Below are 11273 nucleotides of genomic sequence, written 5' to 3'. Positions count from 1 at the left end.
GGGTTAGGGCCAATCGATGCTCAGGTACTGGGTTTCCTGGTACTCGTGGAGGCCGGCTCGGGCGCCTTCGCGGCCGAGACCGCTCTGCTTGACGCCGCCGAAGGGGGCTGAGGGGTCGGAGACGAGGCCGCGGTTGATGCCTACCATGCCGACGTCGAGGGACTCGCTGATGCGGATCGCGCGGCCGAGTTCGCCGGCGTAGACGTAGCCGGCCAGGCCGTATTCGGAGTCGTTGACCCGGGCGATCAGTTCGTCGTCGGTCGACCAGGTGGCGATCGAGGCGACCGGGCCGAAGATCTCCTCGGTGAACAACGTCGAGTCGTCGGGGACATCCCGCAGTACCGTCGGCGCGTAGAAGTGCCCAGCAGCAGCCGGTACGGCGGCCTGGTGCGTGACGCGGGCACCGGACGCGAGCGCTTCGTCGACAACCTTCGTGACGCGCTGGACCGCGGAGTCCGAGATCAGCGGTCCGATCTGCGCGCCTGCCGAATAGGGGCCGACGGCAAGCTTCTCCACCTCGCGACCGAACAGTTCGGTGAACCGGTCAGCGACATCCGCATGGACGTAGAAACGGTTGGCCGCCGTACAAGCCTGCCCGCCGTTGCGGAACTTCGCGATCATCGCGCCCGCCGCCGCCTGCTCGAGATCGGCGTCCTCGGTGACGATGAACGGCGCGTTGCCACCGAGCTCCATCGCGGTCACGACAACCCGGTCGGCCGCCTGGCGCAGCAGCGCTTTGCCGACCGGGGTCGATCCGGTGAACGAGATCACCCGCACCCGCGAGTCAGCCAACCACGTGGACACCACACCGGCCGCGTCCGTGGTCGTCACGACAGTCAGAACCCCAGCAGGTACGCCGGCCTCCGTGAGCAGCTCGGCGATCGCCAGCGCGGTCAGCGGGGTCTCGGCCGCCGGTTTGAGCACCGCCGTACAGCCCGCGGCGAGGGCCGGGGCGATCTTGCGGGTCGCCATCGCGGCCGGGAAGTTCCACGGCGTCACGAGCGCGGCGACACCGATCGGTTTGGCCGTGACAATCGTCCGTACGCCGCCGGCCGGAGCCGAGCCGTAGTCACCACCTGGACGGACCGCCTCCTCGGCGTACCAGCGGAAGAACTCCGCGGCATACCCGACCTCGGCCAAGGCGTCGGCCCGGGACTTGCCATTCTCCCGGCAGATGAGTTCGGCCAGCTTCTCGCGGTCGCGCAGCATCAGCTCGAAGGTCTTGTGCAGGATCTCGGAGCGGGTTCGTGGCGCCGTGCGAGCCCAAGCAGGGAAGGCGTTCGCGGCCGCATCGACAGCCTTGACGGCATCTGCCGTCGTACCGTTGGGAACCTCACCGACGACGGTCAGATCGGCCGGATTCAGCACCGTGATCATGAGATCTCCCGCAGCGACGCGACGACGATCTCCAGGGCCTCGACCAGCAGGTCGTCACTGATCGTCAGCGGCGGCAGGAACCGCAGCACGTTGCCGTAGGTACCGCAGGTCAGCACGATGATTCCTTGCTGATGGCAAGCAGTTGCGACCGCCTTGGCCAGCTCCGGCGCAGGCACAGACGTCCCCGGCTGCACCAACTCGACCGCGATCATCGCGCCCCGGCCGCGGACGTCGCCGATCCGGTCGTCCTCCTTCTGCGCGAGCAGCAGCCGCGGCTTGATCAGCTCTTCGATCTGCCGCGCCCGCGCCACCAATCCGTCCGCCTCGATCGTCTCGATCGCCGCCAGTGCGGCCGCGCACGCCAGCGGGTTGCCGCCGTACGTGCCACCGAGGCCACCCACCTGCGGCGCGTCCATGATCTCGGCTCGGCCGGTCACCGCCGACAACGGCAGCCCGCCCGCGATCCCCTTGGCGGTCGCGACCAGATCCGGTACGACGCCCTCGTGGTTGCAGGCGAACAGGTCGCCGGTCCGCGCGAACCCGCTCTGCACCTCGTCGGCCACAAAGACCGCACTGTTGGCCCGGCACCACTCCGCCAGCGCCGGCAGGAAACCGGGAGCCGGTTCGACGAAGCCGCCCTCGCCCTGGATCGGCTCGATCACCACGGCCGCGACCTCGGTCCCGCCGACCTGCTTCTCGATCACGTCGAGCGCGCGGGCCGCGGCGGTTGCGCCATCCAGCCCGCCATCGCGGTACGGGTACGAGACCGGTGCGCGGTAGACCTCGGCCGCGAACGGGCCGAAACCGCGTTTGTACGGCTGGTTCTTGGCCGTCATCGCCAGGGTCAGGTTGGTCCGGCCGTGGTAGGCGTGGTCGAAGACCACGACGGCCTGCCGCCCGGTGTAGGCGCGCGCGATCTTGACCGCGTTCTCGACCGCTTCGGCTCCCGAGTTGAACAGCGCGGTCCGCTTGTCGTGATCGCCGGGCGTCAGCCGGTTCAGCGCTTCGGCGACGGCGACGTACCCCTCGTACGGCGTGATCATGAAGCAGGTATGGGTGAACGCGTCGGCCTGCGCCTTGACGGCCTCGACCACCCGCGGCGCCCGCGCACCGACGGTGGTGACCGCGATCCCGGACCCGAGGTCGATCAACTGGTTGCCATCGGCATCGACCACTACCCCGCCATCGGCGGCGACCGCGAAGACCGGCAGCGTCGTCCCCACGCCGGCCGCGACCGCGCCTTGTTTCCGTGCCATCAGCCCGGCCGAGACCGGCCCCGGGATCGCTGTCGTCAGGATGCGTCGCTGTTCGATCGTCATCCTCCCAGTCTTCGGCGACCGCTCTATGCTGTCCAATACTTGTCCTGCACGAATGGCATGCCTGGGAGGCATAGAGTGGAGCTGCGAACTCTGCAGTACTTCGTGCAGACCGTCGACGCCGGCACGGTCACCGCTGCAGCGGATCGTCTACACATCACCCAGCCCGGTCTGTCTCGGCAGCTCCGCCAACTCGAGCAGGAGCTCGGCGTGGAGCTCTTCCACCGCACCGGCGGTCGTCTGACGCCCACCCGGGCCGGCCAAGCCCTCCTCCCCCTGGCGCGCGAGGTGCTGGAACGCGCCGATGCACTCCGGGTCGCCGCGACCTACCAGGCCCAGGGCCGCCTCGACCGGATCACCATCGGCGCTCCCCTGACCACCTTGCGGGATGTGGTCGCCCCCTTCATCGCCACGCTGGATACCGACGACCCGACCCCCGAGGTCTTCCAGGCCGACGGCCAGACGGCAGCCGAGGTGCTGGGCCGCGGTGCAGACCTGGCAGTGACCAGTACGCCGGCCAGAGCGCCGTACGAGACTCAGACCCTGGCCGTACTCCCGGTCTGGGCCTGCGTCCCGAGCCACCACCCCTGGGCCAACCGCAAACGCATCCAGCTAGCCGAACTGGCCGACGTACCGCTCGTCCTGCCGCCGCCCACCTTCACGTCACGCATCTCACTGGAAGCGGCACTGCGCCGAAACGGACTCTTGTACGGCGCCGCCGTGGAAGCCGCCGATGGCACAGTCGCCCAGGCCCTCGCAGCGGCCGGTCGCGGGGTCGCCGTGGTCTCCGACGACCCCCAGTTCGACCTGCACCCGCTCCCGATCCGCACCAGCGACGGCAACCTCTCCGTCCGCCTCGTCAGCGCCTGGGACTCCCGCCACCCAGCCCGAGCCGCCCTGGCCACCATCGCCGACCGCCTCAGCCAGTTCGTCACCGCCCGCTATGGATCTTCCTAACAACAGGACGTATACGCCGATCCGTAGCCGCCGCCGTCGCTGGTGAGCGTGGCGGCGACGACTAGTAGACCTATACGTCCTGTCGGTCAGCCCTTGACGGCGCCTTCTTCGACGCCCTTGAAGAAGAAGCGTTGGAGGGTGGCGAAGACGATCACGATCGGGATGAACGCGATCATGGTGCCGGCGGCGATCAGGCGGGGGTTGTTGCTGAAGGTGCCGGAGAGGTACTGCAGTCCGACGGTGAGGGTGTATTTGTCGGGATCCGTCAGGACGATCAGCGGCCAGAGGAAGTCGTCCCAGGCACCGATGAAGGCGAAGATCGCCACCACGCTGATGGTTCCGCGGACCGAGGGCAGGCCGATGAAGAGGAACCGTTGCCACGCGTTCGCACCGTCCACGATCGCGGCCTGGTCGACCTCGATCGGGAGTGAGCGGAAGGCGTTGTACATCAGCAGCACGTTCAGCGCGCCGATCATGCCGGGCAGGGCGACACCGAACAGCGTGTTCGCCAGGCCGAACTCTCGGACCGTCACGTACTGCGAAATGATCGTGACCTCACCCGGCAGCACCAGGGTGGCCAGGAACAGCCCGAGTACCAGCTTGCGGCCCTTGAACTGCAACCGCGAGATCGCGAAGCCGGCCAGTGACGCGCCGATGACGTTGCCTCCGACAACCAGTACGGCGACCACCAGCGAGTTCCGCGCGTAGTCCCAGACCGGGATCGTGTCGGCGACCGCCTTGTAGTGGTCGAAGGTCGGCTGCGACGGGAGCAGCCGCGGGATCCGGGTGTAGATGTCTTCCCCGGAACCCTTCAGCGAGGTCGACAGCTGCCAGAGGAACGGCCCGATCGTGATCAGCAGCACGAACACGAGCAGGACGTACCGGGCCACCTTCTCCCGCGGCGACACGGTGTTGAATCCGAAAGTCCCGCTCCGCCGCCGCTTCGGCGTACCAGGCTCCGGAGGTACGGCGACCGGCCGCGCCGGGTCAGTCACGACCGTCATGCTTCCGCACCCCTTCTGTTGAGACGGGCCAGGACGAGCATCGGGACGACGGTGACGAAGAACAGCACGATCGACAGCGCCGAGGCGTAGCCGAGGTTGCCCTCGAAGCCCTGGCTGTACTGCTGGATCAGCATCACGACCGAGTTGTCGCGACCGCCCGGACCGCCCTTGCCACCACTCAGGATGAACAGCTCGGAGAAGACGCGCAGCGCCGACACCGAGATCAGGATCGAGATCAGGATCATCGTGCCGCGGACGCCGGGGATCGTGATGTGCACGAACCGCCGCAGCGCATTCGCACCGTCGACCGCCGCCGCCTCGTGCAGTTCACGGCCGACGTTCCCGAGGGCGGCCAGGTAGATAATCATGTAGTACCCCAGCCCCTTCCAGATCGTCAGGCTGATCGCACTCAGCAGCAGCAACCACTGGTCGGACAGGAACGGCAGCGGCCCCGAGATCACGCCGAGCTTCTCGGCCAGACCGTTGACCAGGCCGCGGTCGTCCAGGATCCACTGCCAGATCAGCGCCACCACGACGGCCGAGGCGACCACCGGGGTGTAGAACGCGGTCCGGAAGAACGTGATCCCGGGCAGCTTCTTCTCCACCAGTACGGCGAGCAGCAGCGGGATGATGGTCAGGAACGGCAGGCAGACCACCATGTAGATGACGCTGTTCAGCAGCGCCCAGCGCAGCTGCTCGTCGTGCAGCAGGGTCTCGAAGTTCTTCAGCCCGACGAACGTGCCGCCGCCGAGTGGTTTGGCGTTGGTGAACGACAGGATCACCGTGTTGATCGACGGCCACAGATTGAACACGAGCAACCACGTGAGTGCTGGAATCACCAGCACCCACGGGGTAAACCACCGTTGGTAGCGCATTAGGTCCTTACTACTGAGTGAGCAGCTGGTTGGCCTTGGTGACGGCCGCGTCCAACGCTGCCTGCGAGGTGATCTTGCCGGAGATCGCGAGCGAGATCTGCTGGCCGATGAAGTCGTTGGTGGCGCCGCTGATGATCGGCGGCGTGAGCACCTTCGCCTTGGCCAGCGACTCGAACGCGAGCACCTTCGCGTCCGATTCCGGCGTACCGTCCGACTTCGAGAAGTACGGGTCCGAGGCCGAGGCCTTGGTGGACGGGAAGATGTTGACGATCTTCGCGAACGCGGCCTGGTTCTCGGCGTTGGTGACGAAGCGGGCGAGCGCGATCGCGGCCGCCTGGTTCTTGGTCTTGGCCGAGACCGACAGACCCTGCACGTACAGCGGCGGGGTGTCGAGGGCCGGTGACGGGACGATCTTGCCCTTCAGCGACGGGTTGTCCTTGGTGAAGTCCTGGATCGCGTTCCCACCACCGGTGGTCCAGGCGACCTTGGACTGGGTGAAGAGCTTGGAGTTGCCCAGGTATTCCTGAGTCAGGATGTCGCGCGGCAGGTAGCCGGCCTTGTAGGCCTCGCGGTACTTGTCCAGTAGCGCGGCGGCCTCGGGGGTGTTGAAGGTGAACTTCTTGCCGTCGTCGGACAGGATCTTCACGCCCGCGTTGGTGAAGTCACCGATGCCCGGCAGCCGGCTCATCAGGTATTCCTTGCCGCCGGTCTTGTCGTGCATCACCTTGGCGGCGGCGAACAGCTCGTCGAAGGTCTTCGGCGGGTTCTTCGCGTCCAGGCCGGCCGCGGCGAACTTGTCCGAGTTCCAGTAGTCGATGTCGGTGTTCAGGTACCACGGGTAACCGAATGTGCCGTTCAGACCTTGATACTGGTACGCCGCGACGCCGCCCTCGACGTACTCGTCCTTGATCTTCGGGTCGGCCGCGGCGACGTCGAGCAGCAGGTTCTGCTTGGCCAGCGGGAGCGCGAAGTCCGGCGGCAGGTTGACCACGTCCGGCAGGTCGCCGGCCGAGGCCTGGCTCAGCACCTTCTTGTCGTAACCGTCACCGGGCTGGTCCAGCCAGGTCACCTTGGTGCCCGGGTACTTCGCCTCGAAAGCCTTGATCACACCTTCGACGTACGACGTGAACTTCGGCTTCAGCGCCCACGTCTGCAAGGAGACCGCACCGGTCACCTGGGCGTCCGCGCCGACGGTCGGCTTGGCGCCACCGTCACCGGAGGAGTCGGACGAGCCGAGGCCGCAGCCGGCCAGGGTGAGGGCCGAGGCGGCAAGCAACGCCACCAGCGCCGAACGGCGTGTACGCATGGGGATTCTCCAGGGTTTGATAAACCGGTATAGCTCCCGAACTATTCACATCGTAGAATCCGCTGTCAAGAGTGAGGGAAGGTGCTGGATGGCCAGACCGACGATTGCCGACATCGCCCAGCGGGCCGGAGTGTCCAAGGGCGCGGTGTCGTTCGCGCTGAACGGGCGGCCGGGCGTCAGCGAGGCGACGCGGGAGCGGATTCTGCGGATCGCCGAGCAGATGGCGTGGCGGCCGCACAGTGCGGCGCGGGCGCTGGGTGCGTCGCGGGTGGACTCCGTCGGGATGGTGATCGCCCGCCCGGCGCGCACGCTCGGCGTGGAGCCGTTCTTCGCGCATCTGCTGTCCGGCGTGCAGTCGGGGCTGTCCGCGGAGTCGATCTCACTGCAGCTGCTGATCGTCGAGGACACCGAGACCGAGGTCGAGGTGTACAAACGCTGGACCTCCGAGCACCGCGTGGACGGCGTGATCCTGGTCGACCTGACCGTGCGCGATCCCCGGATCGACGCCCTGAAAGAGCTCGAGCTGCCCGCGGTGGTGATCGGCGGCCGCGGCGGCAAGGGCCAGCTCGCCTCGGTCTGGGCCGACGACCGCGATGCCATGCTCACGATCGTGGAGTACCTGGCTGCGCTCGGTCACCGCCGGATCGCCCACGTCGCCGGTACGCCGATCTTCCAGCACACGCAGCGGCGGATCCGCGCCGTACGGGACGCCGCACCGCGGCTCGGGCTGGTCGACGCGCCGTCCCTGACCACCGACTTCAGCGACGCCGAGGGCGCCGCGACCACCCGCCGGCTGCTCGCCCAGGCGGACCGGCCGACCGCGATCGTGTACGACAGCGACGTGATGGCGGTGGCCGGGCTCGGGGTCGCGATGGAGATGGGCGTCTCGGTCCCGGGCGACCTGTCGATCGTCGCGTTCGACGACTCGATCCTCACCCAGCTCATGCACCCGGCCCTGACCGCCATGTCCCGCGACACCTTCGACTTCGGCCGCCAGGCCGCCGAGGTCCTGCTCGAGGTCATCGCCAACCCCGAGGTCCCGGTCAACCGCCGCACCGCCGACCCTGTCCTCACCGTCCGCGAGTCCACCGCTCCCCCGGCCTGACCCTGCGGTTGCTCCAAACGGCTAAACCGTTTTAGCATGCGGATCATGGGTTTGGATCCGCGGTTCGGCGCGAACTACGTTCCTTCGAGCGGCTGGTTCTACAGCTGGCTCGACTACGACGGCGACGCGGTACGGCGGGACTTCGCGGATCTGGCCGGGTTGGGTCTGGACCACGTGCGGGTGTTCCCGATCTGGCCGTGGATCCAGCCGAACCGGGCGATCCTGCGCGAGCGCGCGATCGAGGATCTGCTGGACACGCTGGACGCGGCCGCCGAGCACGGGCTGTCGGTGGCGGTCGACCTGATCCAGGGACATCTGTCGAGTTTCGACTTCCTGCCGTCGTGGGTGCTGACCTGGCACAAGGCCAGCCTGTTCGAGGATTCCACCGTCCGGGACGGATTGACGGCGTACGTCGACACCGTGGCCCGCGCGGTCGCGGAGAAGCCGAATCTGTTCGCGATCACCCTCGGGAACGAGGTGAACAACCTCTGGCCGGACAGTCCGACGACCGCCGGCGCGTCGACCGCGTGGGCCGGGGAGCTGCTGGACACCGTGCGGAAGGCGGCGCCCGACGTACTGGCGCTGCATTCGGTGTTCGACGATGCGTGGTACAAGGCTGATCACCCGTTCCTGCCGACTGATGCGGTGGATCTGGGTGATCTGAGTACGGTCCATTCCTGGGTGTTCAACGGGGTCTCGCGAGTGGACGGGCCGATGGGTCCGGCGACGCTCAGCCATGCCGACTACCTGGTCGAGCTCGCGGCTGCGACGTCGCTGGATCCGTCTCGGCCGGTGTGGCTGCAGGAGGTCGGCGTACCGGGGCCGGACATCCCGGCCGAACTGCAGGCGGAATTCACGCGGCGGACGGTCGAGCACGTCCTGCCGAACCCGGCCCTGTACGGCGTCACGTGGTGGTCGTCGCACGACATCGACCGGCGGCTGCTGGACTTCCCGGACCGCGAGTACGACCTCGGCCTGTTCACCGTCGACCACGAACGCAAGCCGGCCGCCCAGGCGCTGGCCGAGGTGATCGCGTCGGTGCGGGCGAACGGCGTACCGGCCGAGCCTGCCGTCACCACCCTCACCGCCCCCATCAACCTCCGCACCCAACCCGGCCGCCGCCCGGAAGTTGCCCCCGGCAGCGATTTCCACCTCCAGTGGGTAGCCGCCCGCACGGACGGCCCCGTCCGGATCGCCCTCCCCTGATCCTGATCCACAACGTCCGAAAAACCGGAGACCGGCCCTCCGATCCTTCGGACGTTGCGTCGGAACTGGTGACAACGTCCGAAGAACCGGAGGCGGGCCCTCCGGCTGTTCGGACGTTAGCGATTTATCAGGACCTCGATGCCGTCGAGGGTGCGGGTCAGGCCGAATTCGAGGTCGTCGTCTAGGCCGTCGTTGTAGTTGGCGTTGGTGTAGAGGGCTACGAGCATGGGGTAGTTGTGCTCGATGAGGCGTGGGACGAGGAAGGCGCCTACCTGTTCGGCCTGGACCGGTACGTCGTCGTTCGCGCCCATCTGGCGGGCGATGGTCGCGTAGTTGCGGGCGAACCCGTCGAGCAGCATCAGGCAGCCGAGAGCATCATGCTGATTCAGCGGCGTCTCGGCGAAGGCCTGCAGCATCACCTCGGCCCAGCGCATCATGTTCGGCGTGACGGGCGCGCCGCGGATCGGTACGTCGAGCAGCCACGGGCGCTCGGCGTACCGGTCGACCAGTGCGTGCACCCACGCCGTCGCGGCGGGACGCCAGCCGGCCGGTAGCTCGGGCGGGGCGGCGATCGCCTTGTCGTGGACGAGCACGATCAGCTCATCCTTGGACCGCACGTAGCGGTACATCGCGTTCGTGGTGACGCCGTGGTGCGCCGCGATCTTCTGCAGCGAGATCGCCTCGAACCCGGCCGTGTCGCCGAGTTCGATCCCGGTGGCGACGATCTGCTCGACCGACAGCCCCGGCTTCGGGCCGCGCCGCTGGACCGGCTGGACGCCCCAGGCCAGCGTGAGTCCGGGTGGCAGCTCTGCAGTCATTCCCCCATCTTCGCGTACTCGCACCACCGGGCAAGGGGGCCTACCACCACCTCGGATCGGCGGCTGAGCACCCTGGGGCGTGAAACTGTTCAACCCCTACGCTATTTCACATCAGCCACTCCTTGAAAGGACCCTCCGATGAACACACTGCTCGATCCCCTGTTGCTCCCCGACCAGGTCGTCCTGAGCGAGACCGACCGCCGCTCGGCCGCCGCCAAGCTCGACAGCGCCGTACGGCGGGGTGCGCTGGCCCCGACCGCCGCCGCCGACCGGCAGGAGTTGCTCGGCAACGCCCGGAACCGCGGCGACCTCCGCCAGGTCTTCGCCGGGATCACCGACGCGACGCCGCCGCGTGGTCTGACCGTCGCACTGCGGGCGTTCACCGGCGTGTGGCTGGTCGCTTGCGTCGTGCAGTTCGTCATCTGGGCGACGCTGGCCGTCTTCGGGCACTTCGACTGGCCATGGTGGCTCTGGTCCGACCTCGGCCTGGGCATGGTCGTCGCAATCCTGTGGTGGACGCACGAGTCCTACCACCGCAAGACCGACGTACAGGTGGGCGTGTGAACGCCCCGGTCCAGCTCACGGACGTCCGGAAGGTCTACGGCACCGGTCCGGGCGCGGTCACCGCGCTGGGCGGTATCAGCTACGGATTCGCGGAGGGCTCCTTCACTGCGGTGATGGGGCCGTCCGGGTCCGGCAAGAGCACGCTGCTGCACTGTGCGGCCGGTCTGGATTCACCGTCGTCCGGTCAGGTCCGGTTGGCTGGGCAGTCGCTGCTGGGGCTCGACGAGACTGCCCTGACCGAGCTGAGGCGTGAGCACGTCGCTTTCGTGTTCCAGTCCTTCAACCTGATGCCTGCGCTGACTGTGCGGCAGAACGTCGTCCTGCCGCTGACGCTGGCCGGGAAGTCGCCGGACGAGGCGTGGGTGAGTTCGGTGATCGCCCGGGTCGGTCTGGCCGAGCGGGTCGGACACCGGCCGAGTGAGCTGTCCGGCGGTCAGCAGCAACGCGTGGCGATCGCACGTGCGCTGGCTGGGCGCGCTGCGATCACCTTCGCCGACGAGCCGACCGGAGCGCTCGACACAGTGACCGCACTGGAGGTCCTGGCGCTGCTGCGGGACCAGTCGCGAGCACTCGGTCAGACCATCGTCATGGTCACCCACGACCCGGTCGCCGCCTCGTACGCCGACCGCGTCGTCTTCCTGGTAGACGGCCAGATCGTGTCCGAGTCAGACCACCCCACCGCCGAGACAGTAGCCGCCGAACTCGCCCACCTCAGCCTGTCCCCCGCCACTCCCTGAGGAGTCCC

Annotated in this window: 11 protein-coding genes; 5 read left to right on the top strand and 6 right to left on the bottom strand. The window is 67.9% G+C overall.

Annotated elements, in window-relative coordinates; all coding sequences use genetic code 11:
* Positions 1-3: 3 nt before the first annotated feature.
* Both E1261_RS17030 and gabT read right to left on the bottom strand, forming a co-directional pair.
* The gene (locus E1261_RS17030) at positions 4-1377 is read right to left on the bottom strand and encodes an NAD-dependent succinate-semialdehyde dehydrogenase (RefSeq protein WP_132407787.1); all 1374 of its coding nucleotides are present in this window, start codon (positions 1375-1377) and stop codon (positions 4-6) included.
* Complete coding sequence (gene gabT / locus E1261_RS17025; protein WP_202874774.1) at positions 1374-2696, bottom strand: 4-aminobutyrate--2-oxoglutarate transaminase; 1323 nt, start codon at positions 2694-2696, stop codon at positions 1374-1376. The genes E1261_RS17030 and gabT overlap by 4 nt, the downstream gene beginning before the upstream one ends.
* Before the next feature lie 75 nt (positions 2697-2771).
* Between gabT and E1261_RS17020 the strand changes: the two genes are divergently transcribed.
* Positions 2772-3650, top strand: coding sequence for a LysR family transcriptional regulator (locus tag E1261_RS17020; protein WP_132407783.1), 879 nt, complete (start codon positions 2772-2774; stop codon positions 3648-3650).
* A gap of 86 nt (positions 3651-3736) precedes the next feature.
* On the opposite strand, the gene E1261_RS17015 is transcribed toward E1261_RS17020, so the two are convergent.
* From E1261_RS17015 to E1261_RS17005, 3 genes are all read right to left on the bottom strand, one after another.
* Entirely contained in the window at positions 3737-4654 is a 918-nt protein-coding gene (locus E1261_RS17015; RefSeq protein WP_132407781.1) for a carbohydrate ABC transporter permease, read from the bottom strand.
* A complete protein-coding gene (locus tag E1261_RS17010) occupies positions 4651-5466 on the bottom strand; it encodes a carbohydrate ABC transporter permease (RefSeq protein ID WP_238176264.1) in 816 nt (271 codons plus the stop codon). The genes E1261_RS17015 and E1261_RS17010 overlap by 4 nt, the downstream gene beginning before the upstream one ends.
* A 73-nt stretch (positions 5467-5539) precedes the next feature.
* Positions 5540-6835 (bottom strand): ABC transporter substrate-binding protein, encoded by a 1296-nt coding sequence (locus E1261_RS17005; protein WP_132407777.1) that lies wholly within the window; start codon positions 6833-6835, stop codon positions 5540-5542.
* Between the two features lie 88 nt (positions 6836-6923).
* Here E1261_RS17005 and E1261_RS17000 point away from each other — a divergent pair, with 88 nt between their 5' ends.
* Positions 6924-7940 (top strand): LacI family DNA-binding transcriptional regulator, encoded by a 1017-nt coding sequence (locus E1261_RS17000; protein WP_132407775.1) that lies wholly within the window; start codon positions 6924-6926, stop codon positions 7938-7940.
* 45 nt (positions 7941-7985) lie between these two features.
* Positions 7986-9146: a glycoside hydrolase 5 family protein gene (locus tag E1261_RS16995; protein ID WP_238176263.1), complete on the top strand. Its 1161-nt coding sequence runs from the start codon at positions 7986-7988 to the stop codon at positions 9144-9146.
* 116 nt (positions 9147-9262) lie between these two features.
* Here the strand turns inward: E1261_RS16995 and E1261_RS16990 are convergent, their stop codons facing one another.
* Entirely contained in the window at positions 9263-9964 is a 702-nt protein-coding gene (locus E1261_RS16990) for a TetR/AcrR family transcriptional regulator (RefSeq protein WP_132407771.1), read from the bottom strand.
* Positions 9965-10102: 138 nt separating this feature from the next.
* Between E1261_RS16990 and E1261_RS16985 the strand changes: the two genes are divergently transcribed.
* The gene (locus tag E1261_RS16985; RefSeq protein WP_132407769.1) at positions 10103-10528 is read left to right on the top strand and encodes a DUF1707 domain-containing protein; all 426 of its coding nucleotides are present in this window, start codon (positions 10103-10105) and stop codon (positions 10526-10528) included.
* Positions 10525-11265 (top strand): ABC transporter ATP-binding protein, encoded by a 741-nt coding sequence (locus tag E1261_RS16980; RefSeq protein ID WP_238176262.1) that lies wholly within the window; start codon positions 10525-10527, stop codon positions 11263-11265. Before E1261_RS16985 ends, E1261_RS16980 begins: the two co-directional genes overlap by 4 nt.
* The last annotated feature ends 8 nt before the right edge of the window (positions 11266-11273 follow it).

This window comes from Kribbella albertanoniae, assembly GCF_004348455.1.
Lineage (GTDB): Bacteria > Actinomycetota > Actinomycetes > Propionibacteriales > Kribbellaceae > Kribbella > Kribbella albertanoniae.
This window is presented reverse-complemented; position numbering and strand designations above follow the sequence as displayed.